This window comes from Intrasporangium sp. (assembly GCF_035280925.1).
Taxonomy (GTDB): domain Bacteria; phylum Actinomycetota; class Actinomycetes; order Actinomycetales; family Dermatophilaceae; genus Intrasporangium.
In genome coordinates, this window is record NZ_DATEEY010000052.1 from 1 (window position 1) to 21,291 (window position 21,291).

Annotated in this window: 24 protein-coding genes; 15 read left to right on the forward strand and 9 right to left on the reverse strand. The window is 70.8% G+C overall.

All coding sequences use genetic code 11. The features are described from left to right. Window positions 1-321: DUF4383 domain-containing protein (locus VJN29_RS05425; RefSeq protein ID WP_324142564.1), on the reverse strand; the 321-nt coding region annotated here is incomplete at its 3' end. A 216-nt stretch (window positions 322-537) separates the two neighbouring features. Between VJN29_RS05425 and VJN29_RS05430 the strand changes: the two genes are divergently transcribed. The 15 genes from VJN29_RS05430 to VJN29_RS05500 all read left to right on the forward strand — a co-directional run bounded on the left by VJN29_RS05430 (window position 538) and on the right by VJN29_RS05500 (window position 14,717). After that, on the forward strand, window positions 538-1,602 hold the full coding sequence (locus VJN29_RS05430) for a Vms1/Ankzf1 family peptidyl-tRNA hydrolase (protein WP_324142565.1): 1,065 nt from the start codon (window positions 538-540) through the stop codon (window positions 1,600-1,602). Between the two features lie 23 nt (window positions 1,603-1,625). Next, window positions 1,626-1,871 (forward strand): glutaredoxin family protein, encoded by a 246-nt coding sequence (locus VJN29_RS05435; RefSeq protein ID WP_414654323.1) that lies wholly within the window; start codon window positions 1,626-1,628, stop codon window positions 1,869-1,871. A gap of 185 nt (window positions 1,872-2,056) precedes the next feature. Next, on the forward strand, window positions 2,057-2,791 hold the full coding sequence (locus VJN29_RS05440; RefSeq protein WP_324142567.1) for a redox-sensing transcriptional repressor Rex: 735 nt from the start codon (window positions 2,057-2,059) through the stop codon (window positions 2,789-2,791). Beyond that, window positions 2,788-4,167 (forward strand): glutamyl-tRNA reductase, encoded by a 1,380-nt coding sequence (gene hemA / locus VJN29_RS05445; RefSeq protein WP_324142568.1) that lies wholly within the window; start codon window positions 2,788-2,790, stop codon window positions 4,165-4,167. Before VJN29_RS05440 ends, hemA begins: the two co-directional genes overlap by 4 nt. Further along, a complete protein-coding gene (hemC, locus tag VJN29_RS05450; RefSeq protein ID WP_324142569.1) occupies window positions 4,164-5,114 on the forward strand; it encodes a hydroxymethylbilane synthase in 951 nt (316 codons plus the stop codon). Before hemA ends, hemC begins: the two co-directional genes overlap by 4 nt. Beyond that, window positions 5,111-6,757, forward strand: coding sequence for a uroporphyrinogen-III synthase (locus VJN29_RS05455; protein ID WP_414654325.1), 1,647 nt, complete (start codon window positions 5,111-5,113; stop codon window positions 6,755-6,757). The genes hemC and VJN29_RS05455 overlap by 4 nt, the downstream gene beginning before the upstream one ends. A gap of 17 nt (window positions 6,758-6,774) precedes the next feature. After that, window positions 6,775-7,740, forward strand: coding sequence for a porphobilinogen synthase (gene hemB, locus VJN29_RS05460; RefSeq protein WP_324142571.1), 966 nt, complete (start codon window positions 6,775-6,777; stop codon window positions 7,738-7,740). A gap of 109 nt (window positions 7,741-7,849) precedes the next feature. Further along, a complete protein-coding gene (locus VJN29_RS05465; protein ID WP_324142572.1) occupies window positions 7,850-8,329 on the forward strand; it encodes a MarR family winged helix-turn-helix transcriptional regulator in 480 nt (159 codons plus the stop codon). A gap of 22 nt (window positions 8,330-8,351) precedes the next feature. Further along, window positions 8,352-9,665 (forward strand): glutamate-1-semialdehyde 2,1-aminomutase, encoded by a 1,314-nt coding sequence (hemL, locus tag VJN29_RS05470; protein WP_324142573.1) that lies wholly within the window; start codon window positions 8,352-8,354, stop codon window positions 9,663-9,665. Between the two features lie 69 nt (window positions 9,666-9,734). Next, window positions 9,735-10,394: a histidine phosphatase family protein gene (locus tag VJN29_RS05475; protein ID WP_324142574.1), complete on the forward strand. Its 660-nt coding sequence runs from the start codon at window positions 9,735-9,737 to the stop codon at window positions 10,392-10,394. Then, window positions 10,394-11,005 (forward strand): TlpA disulfide reductase family protein, encoded by a 612-nt coding sequence (locus tag VJN29_RS05480; RefSeq protein ID WP_324142575.1) that lies wholly within the window; start codon window positions 10,394-10,396, stop codon window positions 11,003-11,005. Before VJN29_RS05475 ends, VJN29_RS05480 begins: the two co-directional genes overlap by 1 nt. Before the next feature lie 16 nt (window positions 11,006-11,021). Beyond that, window positions 11,022-11,765 (forward strand): cytochrome c biogenesis CcdA family protein, encoded by a 744-nt coding sequence (locus tag VJN29_RS05485; protein ID WP_324142576.1) that lies wholly within the window; start codon window positions 11,022-11,024, stop codon window positions 11,763-11,765. Continuing rightward, entirely contained in the window at window positions 11,765-13,414 is a 1,650-nt protein-coding gene (gene resB / locus VJN29_RS05490; protein ID WP_324142577.1) for a cytochrome c biogenesis protein ResB, read from the forward strand. Before VJN29_RS05485 ends, resB begins: the two co-directional genes overlap by 1 nt. Continuing rightward, window positions 13,411-14,421: a c-type cytochrome biogenesis protein CcsB gene (gene ccsB, locus VJN29_RS05495; RefSeq protein ID WP_324142578.1), complete on the forward strand. Its 1,011-nt coding sequence runs from the start codon at window positions 13,411-13,413 to the stop codon at window positions 14,419-14,421. The genes resB and ccsB overlap by 4 nt, the downstream gene beginning before the upstream one ends. Before the next feature lie 2 nt (window positions 14,422-14,423). Next, window positions 14,424-14,717 carry a DUF4229 domain-containing protein gene (locus VJN29_RS05500; RefSeq protein WP_324142579.1) on the forward strand — a complete coding sequence of 98 codons (294 nt, stop codon included), beginning with the start codon at window positions 14,424-14,426 and terminating at the stop codon, window positions 14,715-14,717. 226 nt (window positions 14,718-14,943) lie between these two features. On the opposite strand, the gene VJN29_RS05505 is transcribed toward VJN29_RS05500, so the two are convergent. From VJN29_RS05505 to VJN29_RS05540, 8 genes are all read right to left on the reverse strand, one after another. Further along, entirely contained in the window at window positions 14,944-16,173 is a 1,230-nt protein-coding gene (locus VJN29_RS05505; protein WP_324142580.1) for an NAD(P)/FAD-dependent oxidoreductase, read from the reverse strand. Between the two features lie 90 nt (window positions 16,174-16,263). After that, a complete protein-coding gene (locus VJN29_RS05510) occupies window positions 16,264-17,142 on the reverse strand; it encodes a 1,4-dihydroxy-2-naphthoate polyprenyltransferase (protein ID WP_324142581.1) in 879 nt (292 codons plus the stop codon). Window positions 17,143-17,163: 21 nt separating this feature from the next. Continuing rightward, window positions 17,164-17,478, reverse strand: coding sequence for a PLD nuclease N-terminal domain-containing protein (locus VJN29_RS05515; RefSeq protein ID WP_324142582.1), 315 nt, complete (start codon window positions 17,476-17,478; stop codon window positions 17,164-17,166). 57 nt (window positions 17,479-17,535) lie between these two features. After that, window positions 17,536-18,708, reverse strand: coding sequence for an o-succinylbenzoate--CoA ligase (menE, locus tag VJN29_RS05520; RefSeq protein ID WP_324142583.1), 1,173 nt, complete (start codon window positions 18,706-18,708; stop codon window positions 17,536-17,538). A gap of 152 nt (window positions 18,709-18,860) precedes the next feature. Beyond that, the gene (locus VJN29_RS05525) at window positions 18,861-19,238 is read right to left on the reverse strand and encodes a DUF6188 family protein (RefSeq protein WP_324142584.1); all 378 of its coding nucleotides are present in this window, start codon (window positions 19,236-19,238) and stop codon (window positions 18,861-18,863) included. Then, the gene (locus VJN29_RS05530) at window positions 19,235-20,602 is read right to left on the reverse strand and encodes a hypothetical protein (RefSeq protein WP_324142585.1); all 1,368 of its coding nucleotides are present in this window, start codon (window positions 20,600-20,602) and stop codon (window positions 19,235-19,237) included. Before VJN29_RS05530 ends, VJN29_RS05525 begins: the two co-directional genes overlap by 4 nt. Beyond that, window positions 20,602-20,940 carry a hypothetical protein gene (locus VJN29_RS05535; protein WP_324142586.1) on the reverse strand — a complete coding sequence of 113 codons (339 nt, stop codon included), beginning with the start codon at window positions 20,938-20,940 and terminating at the stop codon, window positions 20,602-20,604. Before VJN29_RS05535 ends, VJN29_RS05530 begins: the two co-directional genes overlap by 1 nt. 92 nt (window positions 20,941-21,032) lie before the next feature. Beyond that, entirely contained in the window at window positions 21,033-21,275 is a 243-nt protein-coding gene (locus VJN29_RS05540; RefSeq protein ID WP_324142587.1) for a PfkB family carbohydrate kinase, read from the reverse strand. Window positions 21,276-21,291 lie beyond the last annotated feature (16 nt).

Consider the following 21,291-nt stretch of genomic DNA (forward strand, 5'->3'; position numbering starts at 1 on the left):
GCCGCCCCCGATGAGGTAGTTGCGGGCTCCGATGGCCGTCCTCGACATCGCATAGCCGACGACGCCGAAGAGCAGGTGGACGACGTTGTGCAGGATCGACACCTGGAAGACGCCGAGCAGCATCGCCTCGGACTCGTGTCCGGCGAAGGTCATGGTGTCGTAGTTGGTCGTGATGCCGGGAATGAAACCGAGCACGCCGACGACCAGGAAGACGACCGAGATGACCTTCGCGGCCGTTTGCACCGAGGTCCGATCGTGCGTCCCGGCCGTGCGGTTGGGCGAGTCGGTCGTGCGGCCGTAGCCGCCAGGATTGCTGGTCATGAGGTCCTCCAGGGGGTGAGTGGTATCCGGAATATTCCCCTGCGGGTTCACTCCAAACGGCACGGACGACGTGGACCTCCGTGCCGGCTTCCGTGCCGACTTCCATGCTCCGCGGCCGAGCCCTGTTAGGGGCAGGTTCGTAGGGGTAGCGTTTTGAAAGGGACGATCCCGAGACGATCGTGGAGTTGTCCCGGAGCCGACTCGTGGGAGGTACCGATGCAGCTCGACTGGCTCAAGCCCCTCACCAGCCTCGATGGGCCGTTCGCGTGCGCCACCCTCGACGCCAGCAACCTCGACCCGGTGACGCGGAGCCGTCGACTCGCCGCCTGGGGCTCGGCTCGACGGGAGCTGGGGCGCCGAGGGGCCGACGACGAGACGTTGGCGGTCCTCGAGGAGGCGGTGACCGATCCGGCGGGGGCCGGCGAGCGAACTCGGGTCGTCTGCGCGAGTCAGGGCCACCTCGTCCTCGACGTCGGCATGGACGGACGGCCACGGCGTGAGTCGTCGTCGTTCGGGCCGGTGCCGCGGCTGATGGAGGTCGTGCGCGGGCTCGACGGCAAGGAGACCCACGCCGTGGTTCGTCTTGATCGGGAGGGTGCCGACATCGAGGTCATCGACCCCAACGGCGCGATCGTCACGGCCACCGACGTCACCGGCGAGCACGACGAGCTGCGCAAGGTCGGCGCCGGGGGCGCCTCCCAGCGGCGGTTCCAGGCCCGCGCCGAGGACTCCTGGAAGCACAACGCCAACCAGATCGCGGCCGAGCTCGACCGCCTCGTTCGGCGCCTCCGGCTCGGCGCGGTCTTCCTCGAGGGCGAGGAGCACATGGCGTCCTACCTGGTCGAACAGGCCTCGGGGCCGACGGCCGAGCTGCTCGTCAGGCTCGACACCGGTGGGCGGGCGGCAGGCACCTCGGAGACGGCGGAGGCGAGCGCCCGGGATGCGGCGCTGGCCCGGCGGCGTGTCGAGCGTGACGCTCGCCTCCTCGAGCGGTTCGGCGACGCGAAGGGCGCTGGGTCCACGGTGGAGGGCTGGTCCGCGGTGACGGAGGCGGTTGCCAGGGCCCAGGTCGCCCACGTCCTGCTCCATCCCGACGTCTGGGACGGTGAACCGGAGGCGCCGGCCGTTTCGGAGCCGACCTCCGGGGAGCGCGACCCGAACGCCCTGATCTGGTCCCTGGCTCCGGTGGGTGCGGAGATCTCGCTCGTCGCCCAGCCGTTCGATGCCAAGGACGGCGTCGCAGCCATCCTCCGATGGAACGACGCGTCGACGCCGGACTGAGACGGCGTCCTAGCATGGGGCTCATGCCCGAGCCCGAACCTCGCGTCACGCTCATCGGCCGTCCCGGATGCCACCTCTGTGACGAGGCGAAGGCGGTCATCGAACGGGTCACCGCCGACCTCGGCGTGACATGGGCCGAACGGTCCATCGACGACGATGCCGAGCTGCGTGCGAAGTACGCCGAGCAGATCCCCGTGACCCTTGTCGATGGCCTCCGCCACGACTTCTGGCGGGTGGACGAAGCACGCCTGCGTTCCGCGCTGACCTGACCGTCGAGACCGCACGGAGACCCGGATCGCACGACTGTCCACGTGGTGGTGACATTCGCCGCTCACTTTGTGCAAGGGTTCACAAACGTCTAGCCTGACTGGGTACCCACGCGCTCCGCGTTCGTGGTCTCTTGGCGTTCCCGGGAGGCCAGATCGCCTCAGACGAGAGGAGCCGGTGACCCAGCGTGTCGGCCGACCCCACCGTGCGTCGCGAGATCCCCGACGCAACCGTTGCGCGGCTCCCTGAGTACCTCAGAACCCTCTCCCGCCTCGCCGAGGAGGGGGTCCTGTCCGTGTCGTCCGAGGAGCTGGCGGCAGCCGTGGGCGTCCGCTCGGCGCAGCTGCGCAAGGACCTGAGCCATCTCGGCTCGTACGGCGTCCGCGGAGTCGGCTACGAGGTGGAGACGCTGGCCCTCGAGATCTCCCGGGCGTTGGGCCTCACCGAGGACTGGCCCGTCGCGATCGTCGGGATGGGCAACCTCGGCCACGCCCTGGCCTCCTACTCGGGCTTCGTCACGAAGGGCTTCCGCATCGTCGCGCTCTTCGACGACGACCCTGCGCTCCGGGGCGAGGTGGTCCAGGGCATCGCGATCTCGCCGTTCGGCCACCTGCCGCGACGGTATGCGGAGGACCCGATCGCGATCGGCGTCATCGCCACGCCCGCGGCGGCCGCCCAGACCGTGTGCGATGCCCTCGTGGACGTAGGGGTCAGGTCCATCCTCAACTTCGCGCCCGCCGTGCTCTCGGTGCCGGACGGGGTTGACGTCCGCCGGGTCGATCTCTCCACCGAGCTGCAGATCCTTGCCTTCCATGCCCAGCAGAAGGCGCTCGCCCAGGGAGCTCTGGACTCGCTCGACCCGATCGCCGCGACCCAGGGGCTGGCCGGGGCAACGGGTTCGGGACCGGTGGTGGCGACGTGAGCCTCCTCGTCATCGGGCTGTCGCACCACACGGCGCCGCTCGCCCTGCTCGAGTCCCTGTCCGAGTCACCGGACCGGGTCGCCGACATCGCGACCGCGGTCCTCGCGTCCGCGACCGCGTCCGAGGCCGTCGTCCTGGCGACGTGCAACCGGCTCGAGGTCTACGCCGAGGTGCCGGCCTTCCACCCCGCCGTGGCCGCGGTCGGTGAGGCGCTGGCCATCGCCGCCGGCAGCCGGCGCGAGGGCCTGCCGACTCCGGGCGAGGTGTCTCCCAGCGACCCCGTCGAGGAGCTCGCCAGCCGGGCTGAGGGCATCGCCGAGCACCTCTACGTGCGCTATGACGACGGTGCGGTGGCGCATGCGTTCACGGTCGCGTGTGGCCTGGACTCGATGGCCGTGGGGGAGTCGCAGATCCTCGGCCAGATGCGCGATGCCCTGGCGGCCGCCCAGCAGGCCGGCCGTGCTGGCGAGTCCCTCAACTCGCTCTTCCAGCATGCCCTTCGGGTGGGCAAGCGGGCCCATTCCGAGACGGACATCGACCGGCACAGCGTCTCGCTCGTCCAGATGGGCCTCGAGGAGGCAGCGCACGTCCTGGGTGACCTGCGGGGCCGACGCACCGCCGTGGTGGGTGCCGGTGCGATGAGTGGGCTCGCCGTGGCCACTGCGGCACGCAGCGGCATCACTGACCTCACGGTCATCAACCGGACGCCGGCGCGGGCAGAGCGCCTGGCCGCCTCCGTGGGCGGGACGCCGCGGCCCTGGTCCGAGCTCGCCGACGTCCTGGCGGAGAGCGACCTCGTCATCGCCTGCACGGGCGCCGTGGGCCAGGTCATCACCGAGGAGCGGCTGGCCCGGAGCGTCGCTGCCCGCGGAGGCGTGCCGCAGGTGGTCATCGACCTCGCCCTGCCTCGGGACGTCGCGCCCGTGGAGACGTGGTCCCAGCCGCTGCCGAGCGTCAGCCTCATCGACCTCGAGGAGCTCGGCCGACGGCTCGAGGGGCGGGCCGATCTGCTGCAGGTGGACCGAGTCGGCGACCTCGTCACCGCCGAGGTCGCCGACTACCTGACCCGCCGGCTCCAGAAGTCCGTGGCTCCCACGGTCGCCGCTCTGCGTGCCCGGGCTGCCTCCCTCGTCTCGACCGAGCTGGACCGGCTCCACCAGCGCCTGCCCGAGCTCGACGAGGCGACGCGCGCGGAAGTCGGACACGCGGTGCACCGCATCGTCGAGAAGCTGCTCCACACCCCGACGACGCGGGTCAAGGAGTTCGCCGTCGAGGGTGTCGGGGCCGACTACGCCGCGGCACTCCGAGAGCTGTTCGACCTCGAGCCCAAGGACGTCGCCAACGTCTCGTCCCCGCCGAAACGGGGTGCCCCATGACCGCCCTGCGCCTCGGCACCCGGCGATCAGCCCTCGCCACGACGCAGTCGGGCTGGGTCGCCGACCGGCTGCGCGCCGCCGGCCACGAGGTCGAGCTCGTCGAGATCACGACCGAGGGGGACGTCTCCGGTGAGCTGTTGACGGCCATCGGCGGGACGGGCGTCTTTGCCGCGGCCATCCGCAAGGCCCTCATGGACGCGCGCGTCGACCTCGCCGTCCACTCACTCAAGGACCTCCCCACCGCTCCCGAGCCGGGACTCGTCATCGCCGCCGTGCCCGTGCGTGAGGACAGCCGGGACGTCCTGGTGGCTCGAGACGGCCTCACGCTCGGGGAGCTGCCGGCCGGATCCACCGTGGGTACCGGCTCGCCCCGGCGCACCGCCCAGCTGGCGAGCCTGGGCCTCGGTCTCCACATCCGCCCCATCCGCGGCAACGTCGACACCCGACTGCGGCTCGTCACGAGCGGTGAGCTCGATGCGGTCGTCCTCGCCCGTGCGGGCCTGGCCCGACTCGGCCGGCTCGGCGTCGTCACCGAGGTGCTCGACCCGATCCAGGTGCTGCCAGCGCCGGGTCAGGGGGCGCTCGCGGTCGAGTGCCGTGCCGACCGGGCCGACGTGCAGGAGGCCGTCAGCATTCTCGAGGACGCCGACACGAGGACCTGTGTCACGGCCGAGCGTTCGCTGCTCGCGGCGCTGGAGGCGGGCTGCACCGCGCCGGTCGGCGCGCTCGCCGAGGTCGTCGAAGGCGACGCCGGACTGGAGCTGTCGCTCCGGGCGTTCGCCGGCAGCGAGGACGGACGAATCGAGTTGCGCCGGTCGCTCACCGGCAGGTATGACGACCCTGAGGCCATCGGCCGACACCTTGCCCAGATCCTGCTCGAGGACGGCGCCGCCGACCTCAGCCAGCCCGCCACTCCCGCACAACGACCCCCGGAGCCAGTTTCGTGACTCGCACACGCCAGCCGTCAGAGCCGACGGTGCCAACCCCCACGGTCCCGACGACGCCCTCACGTGTCGCCTTCGTCGGGTCCGGCCCCGGCGACCCGGGGCTGCTCACCCTGCGGGCCCGCGACCTGCTCGCGGCCGCCGACGTCGTCGTGCTCGACCGCCTCATGCGTGAGGACGCGGTGCTGCGCCATGCCCGTGCGGACGTGCAGATCGTCGACGCCGGCCACGGTGAGAACGGTCAGGAGCTGACCCACGCCGTGCGCGCCAAGCTCGTCGTCAGGGCTGCGAAGTCCGTCCCCTCGGGCGGCCTCGTCGTGCGCCTCATGGACGGCGACCCGGCCACCTTCAACGGTCTCGTGGAGGAGGTCCGCGCCTGCCGCAAGGCCGGCATCAGCTTCGACGTGGTCCCCGGGGTGTCGGCCGCGAGCGCCGTCGCCACCTATGCCGGCGTCCCGCTGACCTCCAAGGCCACGCCGGCGGTCCACGTGCTCAACGCCGACCAGCCGGGGCTGGACCTCGCCCGCTACGGCGCGAACGACGACACCATGGTCATCCTCGGCTCGACGCCCTCGATCGGTGCCGTGCTCGATGGCTTGCTCGAGAGCGGACGTCCGTCAGAGACGCAGGTCGTGCTGGTCGAACGGGCCACCACCGTCCGCCAGTCCTCGTGGACGACCACCCTGGGCGACGCCGAGACCGCGATCCCCGGCGCCACCGGGCACCTCTCCGCAGCAGTGGTGTCACCCAATGTGGCGCTCCGCGACGAGTTCTCCTGGTTCGAGACGAAGCCCCTGTTCGGCTGGAAGGTCCTCGTCCCCCGCACCCAGGCGCAGGCAGGATCCATGATCGAGCGGCTCGCCGCCTACGGCGCCGTCGCCGACGTCGTGCCGACCATCTCGGTCGAGCCGCCTCGCACGCCGCAGCAGATGGAGAAGGCCGTCCGGGGACTCGTCACGGGTCGCTATGAGTGGATCGGCTTCACCTCGACCAACGCCGTGCGCGCCGTCCGCGAGCGGTTCGAGGAGCTCGGGCTCGACGCCCGGGCCTTCGCCGGCCTCAAGGTGGCGGCGGTCGGTGGGGTCACCGCGGACGCGCTGCGCGACTGGGGGATCAACCCCGACCTCGTGCCGACCGGGGAGCAGTCTGCTGCCGGACTGCTCGAGGTGTGGCCGGAGTTCGACGACCTGCTCGACCCGATCAACCGAGTCCTGCTGCCGCGGGCCGACATCGCCACCGACACGCTCGTGGCCGGCCTTCGTGAGATGGGCTGGGAGGTCGACGACGTGACGGCCTACCGGACCGTCCGCGCAGCCCCTCCTGCGCAGCACGTGCGCGATGCGATCAAGGGCGGCGACTATGACGCGGTCGTCTTCACGTCGAGCTCGACGGTGCGCAACCTCGTCGGGATCGCGGGCAAGCCCCATGCAGCGACCGTCGTCGCCTGCATCGGGCCCGCCACGGCGAAGACCGCCCAGGAGCACGGCCTGCGCGTCGACGTGCTGGCACCGGAGGCCTCGGCGGTCAGCCTGGTCGATGCCCTTGCCGGTCACGGCGTCGGTCTGAAGGTCGCGGCCGCCGAGGCGGGGACGCCGGTGCAGCGCCCGAGCGACAAGCGGCCGGCCTCGCGCCGCCGCGCCCGCTGACGACGGGGAGGCCCACCGTGATCGAGCGTCCTCGCCGCCTGCGCCAGACCCCCACACTGCGTGCCCTCGTCGCCGAGACGCGCCTGCACCCGAGGGACCTGGTGCTGCCGGCGTTCGTGGCCGAGGACGCTGACCACCCGCGGCCCATCACGAGCATGCCCGGGGTCGTCCAGCACACGCTCGACTCCCTGGTCGAGGAGGCTCGCCGCAGCCTGGACGCCGGCATCGGCGGCATCATGCTCTTCGGGGTCCCGACCACGAAGGATGCCCGCGGCTCGGGCGGAACCGAGCCCAGCGGCATACTCAATGTCGCTCTCGAGCGCGTCCGCGCTGCCGTCGGCGACGACCTCGTGGTCATGGCGGACACCTGCCTGGACGAGTTCACCGACCACGGGCACTGCGGCGTCCTCGATGACCGCGGGCGTGTCGACAACGACGCAACGCTGGAGATCTATGGGCGGATGGCCGTCGCCCAGGCGCGTGCGGGAGCGCACGTCGTCGGTCCCTCGGGGATGATGGACGGCCAGGTCGCCGCCATCCGCGGTGCCCTCGACGAGGCCGGCTTCACCGAAACCGTGGTCCTCGCATACGCCGCCAAGTACGCGTCCGCTTTCTACGGGCCATTTCGTGACGCCGTCCAGTCGAGCCTCGAGGGTGACCGGCGGACGTACCAGCAGGACCCGGCCAACGTGGTCGAGTCGCTCCGCGAGATCGACCTGGACATCGCCGAGGGAGCCGACCTGGTCATGGTCAAGCCGGCCATGTCCTACCTCGACGTCGTCGCCGCTGCCGCGGAGCGATCGGCGGTGCCGGTGGCGGCGTACCAGGTCTCCGGGGAGTACGCGATGATCTCGGCCGCCGCCGCGAACGGCTGGATCGACCGCAAGGCCGCGGCTCTCGAGTCGCTCCTGTCGATCCGCCGCGCTGGCGCGCAGGTCGTCCTGACCTACTTCGCGCTCGAGGTCGCCGACTGGATCGGCTGACTGCGGTGCCACGCCGCTCGGGTGACCGCCGGAGGACGGAGTGACAACTAGGATCTGAGCAGCCACGTGAGGCAGCGCAGTCCATCCGCCTGAAGGGAGTGACCCGGCCATGTCCCAGACTGATGGCGTCAAATGGCTCAGTGACTCCGAGCAGGACTCCTGGCGGGCCATCCTGCGCGGCACCCGACTGTTGGAGACGGCCCTCGACGACGCCCTCCACGGCTCGGGCCTGCAGCTCAGCGAGTACGAGATCATCTCGATGCTGTCGGAGAGCCCGTCCCACCGCCTGCGCATGTCGGAGCTCGCAGCGATGGTGGTGCAGTCGCGCAGCCGGCTGACGCACACGGCGAAGCGCCTCGAGGCGCGCGGCTGGGTCACGCGTGAGCAGTGTCTCGGCGACCGACGCGGCGTCGAGCTCGTCCTCACGCCCCTCGGTCTCGAGGCGGTCGACGAGATCTCCAAGGTCCACGTCCAGAGCGTGCGTGACAACCTCGTGGACATCATGACGCCGGAGCAGTTCCAGGCGATCGGCGACGCGATGGCCATCGTCCGGGACCACCTCGACCCGGAGGGCCAGAGCGACGCCTGACGCCCTCGTGGACAATGACCGCATGACTTCAGGTGCTACGGAGGCTTCGGAGGCCCTCCTCGCGCGGGCGAGCGCGGTGATCCCAGGTGGCGTCAACTCGCCGGTGCGGGCGTTCCGCGCGGTGGGTGGGACGCCGCGGTTCATGGCCTCCGGTCAAGGCGCCTGGCTCACCGACGTGGACGGCAACCGATACGTCGACCTCATCTGCTCCTGGGGACCGATGATCCTCGGCCATGCCCACCCCGAGGTGCTGAAGGCCGTGAACGGGGCTGCCGCACAGGGCTTCTCGTTCGGTACCCCGTCCGAGAACGAGGTCGCACTCGCCGAGGAGATCGTCTCCCGGGTCGAGCCCGTCGACCAGGTCCGGCTCGTCAACAGCGGCACCGAGGCGACCATGTCGGCGATCCGCCTGGCGCGGGGCTACACGCAGCGGGACGTGATCGTGAAGTTCGCGGGCTGCTACCACGGCCACGTCGATGCGCTCCTGGCGTCGGCTGGATCCGGCGTCGCGACCTTCGCGCTGCCCGACTCGGCCGGCGTACCCCGGTCGAGCGCGGGCGAGACGATCGTGCTGCCCTACAACGACCCTGCGGCCGTGGAGGCGGTGTTCGCGGAGCGCGGCCAGCAGATCGCGGCCGTCATCACCGAGGCCGCACCGGGCAACATGGGTGTCGTCCCGCCCGCCCCCGGCTTCACCGAGGGGCTGCGCCGCGTGACCCGCGACCACGGCGCACTGCTCATCAGCGACGAGGTGATGACCGGGTTCCGCTGCTCCCGCTCGGGGTTCTACGGGCTCGAGGGGCCGTATGCCGCTGGGCCGGCTGACCTGTTCACCTTCGGCAAGGTCATGGGCGGGGGATTCCCGACGGCCGCCTTCGGCGGCAGGGGCGAGGTCATGGCGCTGCTCGCACCGACCGGCCCGGTCTACCAGGCCGGCACGTTGTCAGGGAACCCGGTCGCCTCCGCTGCGGGCCTGGCGACCCTGCGCGGGTGCACCGACCAGGTGTACGCCCGGCTCGATGCCGCTGCGCACGCCATCGCCGACGCAGCCTCGGACGCGCTGACCGAGGCCTCGGTCGCGCACACCGTGCAGTGGGCCGGCTCGATGTTCTCGATCTTCTTCCGGGAGGGACCCGTCCGGAGCTACGACGATGCAAGGACGCAGGACGTCGCCGCCTTCGGTCGGTTCTTCCACGCGATGCTCGAGCGGGGCGTCCACCTGCCGCCCAGCTCGTTCGAGGCGTGGTTCGTCTCGGCGGCCCACGATGACGACGCGGTCTCGCACGTGGTCGCCGCGCTCCCAGCCGCCGCGCGCGCCGCACGGGGACCTCAATGAGGACCGGGCCCGGAGCCACCGCTGGACGCGGATTCGGACGTTCACGCCGCGTTTGAGACACTGGGCGCCATGACCGCCACGCCGATGCCAGCCGTGCCGACGCGCACCGTCGTGCACCTGATGCGGCACGGGGAGGTGCACAACCCGAGTGGGGTCCTCTACGGCCGGCTCGATGGCTATCACCTCAGCGATCTCGGCCGCGAGATGGCCGAGCTCGTGACCCGGCACCTCGAGACCAACGACATCGTCCTCGTCGTCGCGTCCCCGCTGGACCGTGCGCAGCAGACCGCCGCGCCGATCGCGGCATCGCACGGCCTCACCGTCCAGACCGATCCGCGCGTGGTGGAGTCGGAGAACTATTTCGAGGGTCGTCACGTCACCACCAAGGACCTGCTCCACCCGAGCCACTGGCACAAGCTGCTCAACCCGTTGAAGCCCTCATGGGGGGAGCCCTACGACCACATCGCGGCCCGGATGCTCGCGGCCATCGACGAGGCGCGTCGTGTCGCCGCCGGCCACGAGGCGGTCATCGTCTCGCACCAGCTGCCGATCTGGACGGTGCGCAACGAGCTCGAGGGCCGACGTCTCTGGCACGACCCCCGCAAGCGTGAGTGCACGCTCGCCTCGTTGACCTCCCTCGCCTACGACGGCGACGACCTCGAGTCGATCGCGTACTCCGAGCCGGCCGCTGCGCTTCTCGCCCGGGCGAGCAGGAGCGTGGGCGCCTGATGCGGGACCTCGACCGACGCGCCGCACTGCGGTGGGGGGCCATCGTGCTGGCCGGGGGGCTCGTCACGACACTCGGCGCCTGCTCGGAGGATCCCAACTCCGTTGCCGCCCAGGCCAAGGCGGGCGACCGGAAGAACTACGTCTCCGGCGACGGCACCATCGAGCGCCTCGCGCCGGAGAGCCGCGGCGCTCCGGTGGCCCTGTCGGGGACCACGCTCGAGGGCAAGCCCTGGTCGATGGCGGGCAAGGAGGGCACCGTCTTCGTCGTCAACGTCTGGGGCTCCTGGTGCCCGCCCTGCATCGAGGAGACGCCCGCGCTGCAGCGGGCCTGGGAGCAGGTCCAGGGCGAGAAGCTCGACGTCGAGTTCATCGGGCTCGACAAGATGGAGAGTCCGGAGACCGGCCTCGCCTTCCAGAAGGCGAACCAGGTGACCTACCCGTCGCTCGCGTACGACGGCGGCGCCCCGATCCTCGCCCTGCAGGGCAAGGCGACGGCGACCCCGTCGACGCTCGTGCTCGACCAGCAGGGGCGCATCGCCGCCCGCGTCTCGGGGCCCGTCACGACCAGCACGCTCACCGCGCTGGTCGACGACGTGCTCGCCGAGGCCTGACGAGAGCCGGCGCCCCGTGAACGCTGACCCCGCGACCGGTTCGGTCCTCCTCGCCTCCGTCGTGGCGCTCGCAGCGGGACTCGTCTCCTTCGCGTCGCCCTGCGTCCTGCCGCTCGTACCGGGTTTCCTCGGCTATGTCACCGGGCTCTCGGACGAGTCGCTCGAGCGACGGTCGCGCGGCCGGCTCGTCATCGGGGCGCTGCTCTTCGTCCTCGGCTTCTCCGTCGTCTTCCTCATCGCCGCCGCAGCCCTGTCCGCCGTCGGGGTGGCCTTCCGGGAGCACCAGAGTGCGCTGCTGCGTATCGGCGGCGCGGTCGTCATCGTGATGGGCCTGCTCTTCCTCGGCGCCGGCAAGTCGTATGCCGCCCAGCTCGGTTGGCGCCCACGCGCGGGCCTGCTCGGGGCACCGTTGGTCGGTGCCGCGTTCGCCGTCGGGTGGTCCCCGTGCTGGGGGCCGACCCTCGGAGCGATCCAGGCCATGGCCGCCCCGATCTCCGCGGAGGCGGGGTCGATCGGGCGAGGCCTCGCCCTTGCCGCCGTCTACTCGATCGGGCTCGGCCTGCCCTTCATCCTCATGGCAGCACTGTGGGAGCGGGCGGGTCGGGCGAGCGCCTGGCTGCGGCGTCATCGCAGGCCGATCCAGGCCTTCGGCGGGCTCATGCTCATCGCGACCGGCCTGCTCATGGTGACCGGCCTCTGGGAGAACGTCATCGCGTGGCTCCAGACCAACCTCATCGCCACCTTCCAGGTGGCCCTCTGATGACCGAGCCGAAGACGACGGTCACGTCTGAGCAGGAGCCAGCCCAGCGGCATACGGCATCGTCATTGTCCTCAGCTCCCCGCGAGCCACAGCTGCCCCAGCTCGGGGCACTCGGGATGGCGCGGTGGGCGTGGCGACAGCTGACGAGCATGCGGACGGCCCTGTTCCTGCTCCTGCTCCTGGCCGTCGCCGCGGTGCCGGGCTCGGTCTTCCCACAGCGCAACATCGACGCGGGCCGGGTCGCCGACTACCTGGTCCAGAACCCCGACACCGGGCCGTGGCTCGACCGCCTCGGCTTCTTCGACGTCTACGCGTCTCCCTGGTTCTCAGCGATCTACCTGCTGCTCTTCGTCTCGCTCATCGGGTGCATCGTGCCGCGGACCCGGGTCCACCTGCGCGCCCTCCGGTCCACTCCTCCCCGCGCACCCGCTCGGTTGGCCCGCCTCGACGAGCACGTCGAGCTGAGGACCATGCGCACGCCGGACGAGGCGCTTGACGCCGCACGGGCCGCCCTGCGGGGCAAGCGGTTCAGGGTGCACAGTCACGACGGCAACAGTGTCAGCGCCGAGTCCGGCTACCTCCGGGAGACGGGCAACCTGCTCTTCCATCTCGCCCTGACCGGCATCATCGTCGGCATGGCCGTCGGCCACCTGTTCGGCTGGCGCGGCGACCTCATCCTGTCCGAGGGCGACGAGTTCGCCTCGACCGCCTCGACGTACAACACGTTCTCACCGGGGCCGCTCGTCGGTGATGATGCCGTGCCCGGCTTCGTCATGACGCTCGATGACCTGGAGGTCGAGTTCAACGAGACCCCCGGTCGCTCCTTCGGCACGCCGCGGGAGTTCCGGGCCCACGTCAGGGTGGCGGACCAGCTGGGCGCCCAGCAGCGCCGGGCCGACATTGCCGTCAACCACCCGCTCGTCATCGGCGGCGCGGACGTCTTCCTCCTCGGCAATGGCTACACGCCGGTCATCACCGTGCGTGACGCCTCCGGGGAGGTGCTGTACCGCGAGGCCACGCCGTTTCTCGCCCAGGACGGGAACTACCGCTCGGTGGGCGTGGTCAAGGTGCCCTCGGCCACTCCCAAGCAGCTCGGCTTCACCGGCTTCTTCCTCCCGACCGCGGAGCCGACCTTCGCCAACGGCCCGGTGTCGATCTTCCCGGACGCCCAGAACCCCGAGCTCGCCCTGTCCATCTGGGAGGGAATGCTCTTCCCGGGCGGCGCGCCACAGTCGGTCTACACCCTCAACACCGAGGAGATGACCCAGGTACCGGGCGCTGACGGCGAGCCGGCCCTGGTTCGGCTGAAGCCGGGCCAGACCTATGAGCTGCCGGGCGGACGCGGCTCGATCACGTTCGAGGAGGTCAAGCGGTTCGCCGGGCTGTCGATCCGCACCGATCCCGGGGCGCCGATCAGCCTGGTCAGCGCGCTCCTGGCGACCCTGGGTCTCATCCTCGGTCTGACCATCAAGCGCCGCCGCGTCTTCGTGCGGGTCCGCCCGGCCGGGGCGGGCGACGCCGAGCCAGGCGCTACCGTGGTCACCATCGGTGGCCTCTCCAAGGACTCCGACCCCGGGCTCGCCGCCGTCGTGGACGCTGTCGGCGCAGCCGTGCACGAACCCCATGCAGAACGGACAGACCACTCGTGACACCCACACTCGCCACGGTGAGTCCGGCGCTCGCCGGCAACGCGAACCTGGCGCTCTACGCGTCGATGATCGTCTACACCCTCGCCATGCTGATGTTCGCCTGGCACCTCGCGGCCCGCACGGCGCTGCTGCCCGGCTCGCGCGCCGTCGAGCGCGAGGAGGCGCTGATCACCGCCGGCGCCCAGACATCATCGGAGGCCGGCTCCCGACGGACGTATGCCGCTGGGCCGGCACTCGAGGAGAGCGCCGCCTCGGTGCAGCGCGGCAACATCGCCCTGACGCTCACCTACCTCGCGACGGCGCTGCTCGTCGCGTCGGTGGTCCTGCGAGGGATCGCGGTGGCTCGGCCGCCGTGGGGCAACATGTTCGAGTTCGCGACCGCGTCCGCGGCCGCCGTCGGTCTGGTCTACTCGGTCCTGGCCAAGCGGAACAACTGGCAGTGGCTCGGCGTCTTCGTCGTCACGCCGATTCTGCTGCTGCTCGGCCTGTCGCTCGCCGTCCTCTACACCGAGGCGGGCGAGCTGATGCCCGCACTCAGGTCCTACTGGCTCGCCATCCACGTCGGTGTCGCCTTCCTCGCCGTGGCCTTCTTCACCATCGGTGCCGCGATCGGGATCCTCTACCTCGTCCGGCTGCGCCGTGAGGAGAAGCCGCCCGCCAAGCCCAACTTCATCGAGTCGCTGCCGGCGTCCGCCGCCCTCGAGCGGACCGCCTACAGCCTCAACATGGTGGCCTTCATCCTCTGGACCTTCACCCTCATCGCCGGCGCGATCTGGGCCAAGGAGGCGTGGGGCGCCTACTGGCAGTGGGACCCCAAGGAGGTCTGGACCTTCGTCATCTGGACCGTCTACGCCGCCTACATGCACGGCCGTGCCACGGCCGGTGTCGACCTGCGCAAGTCGATGTACATCGCGCTCGCCGGCTTTGCCTGCGTCATCATCAACTTCACGCTCGTCAACCTCGTGTCGACATTCGTCGGCATGCACAACTACTCGGGGATGAACTGAACGTGGTCCGTTACACCATTCTCCGGCTGCTCATCTTCTTCGGGGTGCTCCTGGCCCTGTGGCTCGTCGGCATCCGCAACAACCCCATCCTGCTCATCGCCCTCTCGGCGGTCCTCTCGGCTGCCGTGTCCTATGCCCTGCTTCGCGGTATGCGTGACGAGATGACAGCGAAGCTGGTGGAGCGCCACGAGGCCAAGCTGCGGGCGAAGGAGGAAGGCCGGCGTCTTCCCTCCGAGGACGAGGTCGCCGAGGACGCCGAGGCCGAGAGGCCCAACGGCACCGATACGGTGCGCTGACCCTCTCGCACACGCATGCAGCGCTGGGTCTCGGCCTGTGCTTGAGAGGTGGGACGAGTGACGGGACGGGTTTCCCGTCGCATGCGGGCACCCCTCAGGGCGGAGGGCTCTGGTCCCGTCATTCGTCCCGTGCGGTGAGCCCTCGGGGCTGGCCCTGCGTCGAGTGTGCAGCTGACGCCCAGCGCGGACTGCACACTCGACGAGAGCCAGGCTGCCGCACCCCGGTTCACGCTGCCGGCGCGCGCAGGGAAGCGGCGATCCGCTCGGCCGTGCGTGCGGCATCGTCACCCACCCCGAGCAGCAGGGACGACTTCCGGGTGCGCAGCAGGTGGACGCCCACGAAGTGGATTCCGGGCGCAACCGTGCTCTCGCCGTCGGCGTGGACGGGGAAGCCGAACTCATCGACGATGCCGGGCATCTCGATCCACTCGGTGTAGCGGCTTCGATAGCCGGCGGCGACGATGACGGCACCGAGGGCACGCAGATCGAGGTCGCGCACGGGCTCGGGCTGGAACGCGCTGGCGGGCGGGATGTCGAGCGCCGGCCGACCGGAAGTCGCACACCACTCGAGCAGCTCATTCCGGAGCATGCCGTGGACCATGTCGCAGAAGGCGAGGATCTCCTCGAGGTCCGGCGCGAGACGCGGGGAACCGCCGGCGTCTGCGACGAGATGACCGCCGAGCCGGACGCCCAGCTGATCGAGTGTGCGATACGTCAGGTCATGGCCACCTCGTGTCCCGGTCGCCTGGAGGTTGGCGCCGAGCCGCGCCGCTGGCGTCGGGAGCGCCTCCGGGCCCTCGTCGAGGAACCCGGCGTCGGCCAGCCAGTCGAAGATGTCCCGGCCCTCGAGGCGCCGATAGAACCACGGGGCGCGCCCGCAGGCCATGATGACCTCGCGGCCGGAGAGGGCCAGCTCCTCCGCGATCTGGCACGCGCTCTGCCCACCGCCCACGACGAGGACCGCACCGTCCGGGAGGTCGGCCGGCCTCCGGTAGTCGATGGAGTCGACCACCTCGAGCCCAGGCGGCAATGCTGCTATGGCAGCGGGGTGGTGTGGCCGTTGGTAGGCCCCCGTCGCGACGACGACGGACCGAGCCGCGATGGCGCCCTCGGCCGTGTCGAGGAGGTAGCCACCCGCCTCGGCGGGCCGGAGCCGATCCACGCGCGTACCGGAGCGGACCTCGGCAGCGAGCCCAGCGGCATACGTCCGGATGTGCTCCTCGATCTCGTAACGTGGAAGGTAGCCGTGCGGGTCGTCGCCGACGTAGGTCCCGCCGGGCAGCCGGATGGCGTGGTTCGGGGTGACGAGGGTGAAGCTGTCCCAACGCTGCGACCACGAGAAGCCGGGACGCTCTGCCTCGAGGACCACGTGCTCGACGCCGCGCTCGCTCAGCTCATGGCTGGTCGCGGCCCCGGCCTGTCCGGCGCCGATGACGACGACCTCGATCGCTTCCATGGCTCTTCCCTCCTCGCCGGGACTCGCCCGACACATCACCGTCCCACCGGGTGCGGGCAGCCCGCAGCAGATTGGGAGGTGGAGGGGCCGTCAGACGTGGTACCCGAGCGCCAACCCGACCGCGAGGAGAGCGGCCCAGACCAGCTCGAACACGCCGGTTCCGGCGAGGGTGGGGATCAGGTCACGACCCGTCGCGCCGCCGACGACGGCGCGGATCGGTCGCGCGATGAGGGGCGCCGCGAGCAGGGCGAGCAGCGCGAAGGTGGATGTCAGCGCGGCGAGCGCCGTCATGACGAACGCGACGGCGATGAGCGCGACGTAGAGGCTCCGGGTCCGCTGGTCACCGAGGCGCACGGCCAGCGTCCGCTTGCCGGTGACGCTGTCGGTGGGGATGTCGCGCAGGTTGTTGGCGACCAGGATGGCTGAGGTGACCGAGCCGACGCCGATGGCGCCCCACCAGCCGGCCGCGGTGGGCGTCGTCATCGTGGCCATCGTGCCGAGGGTCGCGACGAGGCCGAAGAAGACGAAGACGAAGACCTCACCCAGGCCGAGGTAGCCGTAGGGGCGCCGGCCGCCGGTGTAGTACCAGGCCGCCAGGATCGCGAGGCCACCGATCGGGAGCATGATCCACAGCCGGGAGAGCACGATCAGAGTGAGCCCCAGGACCCCCGCGACCGCGAACGCGGTGAGAGCCGCGGTCTTGACCGACGCCGGCGCGGCGAGACGCTGGCCGACGAGCCGGATCGGCCCCACCCGGACCTCATCCGTGCCGCGGATGCCGTCGCTGTAGTCGTTGGCGTAGTTCACCCCGACCTGCAGGGCGAGGGCCACGAGGGCCGCGAGGACGACATAGCCCCAGACGATGTCCCCGGTCTGGTAGGCGGCGCCGGAGCCAATCAGGATGGGGGATATGGCGGCGGGCAGGGTGCGGGGGCGCGCACCTTCGATCCACTGGGCGAGCGTGGCCATGGGTCCTGGCTGGTCAGGGGGTCAGGCGTCCGGCTTCGGCTTGCGCAGCTTGCGCAGGAAGTCGGGGTCGTCATCCGGCCCGCGAGGGCCCGGGGGTGGCATCGTGCGCCGCGGGGTGTTGCCGCCGCGCGGACGCGGACCCAGCCCCCGGGAGCCCGGTGCGTCCGACCTGCCGGCAACGAGCCACATGATCGGGCCGAGGACCGGGACCAGGCAGACGAGCAGCCAGACCGGCTTGGGCATGATGCGCATCAGCCGACCATCGGTCTGGAGGCAGTCGACGAGGGCGTAGATCGTCGCGAAGACCACGAGGGCGACGAGAATCACGCGGGGCACTGAGGACTCCTTCGGGAAGTAACTCAACCATCTTGCCACCCGCGGGTCACGAAAGGATCATGCATGCCGATCAGCGGCCAGGCGGATCGCCGCCCGGTCCGGCTTTCCTGGCCCGCGCAGCGGGATCGCAGGGAGCACGACCACCCGCTTGGGCATCGCGGCATCAGGCAGTATGCCGCTGAGCCGGCTGCGCAGGTCAGCCGCCGTCACGTGCGTGGTCGGGTCGAGCAGCGTCACTGCTGCGCAGACGACCTCGCCCCACTCGCGGTCGGGCACACCGACGACGACGACGTCCGCGACGTCATGGACGTGGCGGGCGATCGCGTCCTCCACGACACCAGGGGTGACCTTGACGCCGCCCGTGTTGATCACGTCGTCGGCCCGTCCATCAACGACGAGCAGGCCCTCGTCGTCGATGTGGCCCAGGTCGTCGGTCCGGAACCAGCGGACGCCGTCGGCATCGGTCGAGAAGGCGTCCGCTGAAAGCTGGGGCTCGGCCACGTAGCCGTGCGCGATGGTGTCACCCCCGAGGACGACGTGCCGGTCGTTGTCGATGTGCATCCGGGTGACGGGTAGCGGGAGGCCGTCGTAGACGCACCCACCCGCGGTCTCGCTCATCCCGTACGTCAGGGTCAGGGCAACGCCGGCACCGCGGGCCTGTTGCGCCATGGCCTGTGGTGTGGCCGCCCCGCCGACAAGGACGCCGTCGAAGGAGCGGAGGGCTTCCAGGCCGGCGCGGTCGTCGAGCAGCCGGCCCAGTTGCGTCGGCACGAGGGCGGTGTAGCGGCGGGGGGCGCTCGTGCGGACGGCGTCAGCCGCACGGGCGAAGGCGGCTGCCGTGAATCCGTCGCGCAGGTCCAGCAGGCTCGGCGACGTCCCGCCGACGAGGGACCGGATGAGGACCTGGAGGCCGGCGATGTGGTGTCCCGGCAGGGCGAGCAGCCACGTGCCGCTGCCACCGAGGACCGCGTGGGTCGCCGTGGCGGAGGCGGTGAGCGCCGCAGCGGTGAGCATGGTCCGCTTCGGCCTGCCGGTGGAGCCCGAGGTGCCGACAGCGAGGGCGAGCCCGTCGGGGAGGTCGGCAGGATCGTGCGGTCCGACGACCGGGTGAGCCTGCCCAGCGGCATACGGCATGACGGGGGAGTGTCCCGCGAGCGCGGCCTCGAGGTCGGCCAGGATCCGGAGCACGTCCGGCCCTGCTGGGACGGGCAACGGACGCGGCGGGAGCATGCCGACATTGTGCCGGTCGGGCGGTCCGCGGCCGGGGCCGGGTCGTCCTCTCCCTCCACCACCCCAATCGAAAGAACAGCATCTGGGCACAGAAGGCGTTCACTCGATCGGCTCGAAGGGCGGGCTTGCACCACCAATGAGTACGAGGCGGATCAGACGCCTCGCGGTCCCCAGACGGCGAGTTCACCGCCGGGCATGCAGACGACCATCTCGCCGTCGGGCCCACTCAGCTGCCATGCCTCGTGATCATCGCCCGCCTTTACCTCCAGCTGCGCGTGATTCAAGGTGATGGCCAAGTCTCCAGTCGTTGAAACGGCTGCCTTGGTGATCGCCTGTCCAAGAAGAGGGCGCACCTCGTCCGTGAGTTCGTCTTGGCAAAGCGTGGTGTCGATCTCCACGGGTGACCGACCTTCCAGCGTGATGTGGGTGATCCCTGCCAAGTCGAGTTGCCAATTGTCATTGGTCCAGATCGCCAGCGAGTAGTTGAACCGGATCATCTCAATGGTCTTGCCGGTCATATCGGGGATCACGGAGCCCAACCTTTCGGGGTGTCGTACGTCCCATCCGGACGCCGGGGGATATGCGTGGTCGGGTCCTTCTTTGGCCCAGGCTTTCCCTCGAGGGTCAAGGGTTGACCCTGCTCGTTGTAGAAGCGCACGTAGCCAGTGGGATAACGCCCGTCTGGATCCATGATTCGGACCGAGTTGGCGTCCGAGGGAGTTCCCTTCGGAGCGTTGACCGTGTCGGGATCCTGCCAAACGGCGCCCTTTTCGTTGTTCGCGACGCGTCCCTCCCAGTTCGCTCCGGCACTGTCTGGACGCATCGAGTCTGGCAGTGGGTCGCCTGCGTTGCCGCGGTGCCGTGCGGCGGACGGACTGTCGACCTCGTTCAAGAGCTGGTTCTCGTTGTGCGCGGCGTGGTCCGCGAGACGGCTCCCACCATGGGTGACCGCCCCGGCACCGGCGGCGATGAGGCCGGCCGCGGCGATGTTGATGGGGACGCCCGCCACCGCCCCCACACCCGTGGCGTCCAGCGCGACGCCGGCTACCTCACCTCCGCCGCCGACAACGACCATTCCGGCACCGATGGCCATCTCGATGAGGTCCTCGGGATGCTCCGCGGCGGCTTCGACCACGTTGGCCGCACCGTTCACCAAGGGGACCGCGGTGTGGTTGTAGGTCCACGCGGCAGCGTCGCCAGCCGTCTCAAGGGCGCTCTCCCACCACGTTTCTGGCTCGGGCTCGACGACCTGGTCGACGGGTGGGACCGACGCGGCACGGAGCTGGTCCTGCACCAGGTGCAGCCCGGCGAGCACATCCGCGCGAATGGCCGCGGCGCCGCGTCCCGCTCCTGCGGTGGCGCTGATCCATGAGAGGGTGCGTGCACAACGGGTACCGGCCGCCCAGAGCTCGTCCATGCAGGCGCGGTAGGAACGGTGGATCACGCCCAACGTCTCCTCGAGCTGCCGGTCGGCCCGCTCGTGGAGCTGGGCAGCGAGGAGGGGGTCGATCCCGGCGCCACGAGCGGCTGCAGTCGACCTGGCATGCTCGTCGCGCGCGGCCTCCACCTTGACGCCCAGCGCCCGGACCCGGCCCTGGGCGTGTTCGAGCACGTCCGAGTACCTGGACAGGGCCAGACCTGCCCCATCGAGTCCCGGCAGCAGCCGCCGACCGACAACCGAGAGCTGGAGGAGCTCCGCTCCCGCCGCCTCCGCAGCGGGTCCCTCCCACTGGAGCGACAGCTCGGGCCCGGCCGTGCCGCAGAGGCCAGCCGTGGCGAGAGCCCGATTCGCCACCCGGCGAAAGCGGCCCGCCGCCGCACGCAGCGCGCCTGGATCGCCCTCCGGCACGGCGAGCTCGCCTCGTGAGCCGGCGCGCCCGGTCTCCCACGCCATCAGACCGGCGCTCCGCGCGAGTCCATGGGCGGCTGAGCCCCAGCAGCACCCAGGGCGCCGGCGACCGCGACCTCCGCTTCGTGGGCTGACTGGGCTGCCCAGGTCAGGTCGCGGGCGAGGGCGGCGGACGCTGCTGCGAGGGCCTCGATGACGGCAAGGTGCGTTGTCCCGAACTCGTGCAGTGACTGGGCCAGCCCGACGTGGTCAACAGCGATGCCCCGACCAGCGAGCCCAGCGGCATACGCGAAGGTTGTTGCGCAGTCGCGCAACTCGCTGCCGCTCGCTCTCAGGCTGGACCCGAGCCGCCTCGTGCCGTCCGTGTCGATTGAGTAGCTCACGACGCCCGAACCTAGACAACCCTGGCGTCGGTGCGGCGGAGTTGTCCACAGCCGCAAGGCGTTTCAGCCGAGAACCCCGTCCAGTAGTGAACTCAGTTGGTCGCTCGCCATGCCCGAGCCAGGTCAGCCCCGTCCAGGCTGGCGTCGATGAAGCCCGCGACGAAGCCGTCGCCAGCGCTGTTCGTGTGCACGATCCGCTCAACGGTCGATGCGGGAACCCGCCGCTCAAGATGCTCAAAGTGAACCGCCAACCCGCCGTCCGCTACGAGGGTCACACGACGACACTGGCTTCCTCGTCCACGAGACCGGGCATGAAGTCGCCTGGCGCCTCCCACCGACCGTCTCCGTCGC

Coding starts and splice junctions, on each gene's coding strand:
- VJN29_RS05430 (WP_324142565.1), top strand. CDS start 538: ATGCAGCTCGACTGGCTCAAGCCCCTCACCAGCCTCGATGGGCCGTTC.
- VJN29_RS05435 (WP_414654323.1), top strand. CDS start 1,626: ATGCCCGAGCCCGAACCTCGCGTCACGCTCATCGGCCGTCCCGGATGC.
- hemC (WP_324142569.1), top strand. CDS start 4,164: ATGACCGCCCTGCGCCTCGGCACCCGGCGATCAGCCCTCGCCACGACG.
- VJN29_RS05465 (WP_324142572.1), top strand. CDS start 7,850: ATGTCCCAGACTGATGGCGTCAAATGGCTCAGTGACTCCGAGCAGGAC.
- hemL (WP_324142573.1), top strand. CDS start 8,352: ATGACTTCAGGTGCTACGGAGGCTTCGGAGGCCCTCCTCGCGCGGGCG.
- VJN29_RS05475 (WP_324142574.1), top strand. CDS start 9,735: ATGACCGCCACGCCGATGCCAGCCGTGCCGACGCGCACCGTCGTGCAC.
- VJN29_RS05480 (WP_324142575.1), top strand. CDS start 10,394: ATGCGGGACCTCGACCGACGCGCCGCACTGCGGTGGGGGGCCATCGTG.
- resB (WP_324142577.1), top strand. CDS start 11,765: ATGACCGAGCCGAAGACGACGGTCACGTCTGAGCAGGAGCCAGCCCAG.
- VJN29_RS05505 (WP_324142580.1), bottom strand. CDS start 16,173: ATGGAAGCGATCGAGGTCGTCGTCATCGGCGCCGGACAGGCCGGGGCC.
- VJN29_RS05510 (WP_324142581.1), bottom strand. CDS start 17,142: ATGGCCACGCTCGCCCAGTGGATCGAAGGTGCGCGCCCCCGCACCCTG.
- menE (WP_324142583.1), bottom strand. CDS start 18,708: ATGCTCCCGCCGCGTCCGTTGCCCGTCCCAGCAGGGCCGGACGTGCTC.
- VJN29_RS05530 (WP_324142585.1), bottom strand. CDS start 20,602: ATGGCGTGGGAGACCGGGCGCGCCGGCTCACGAGGCGAGCTCGCCGTG.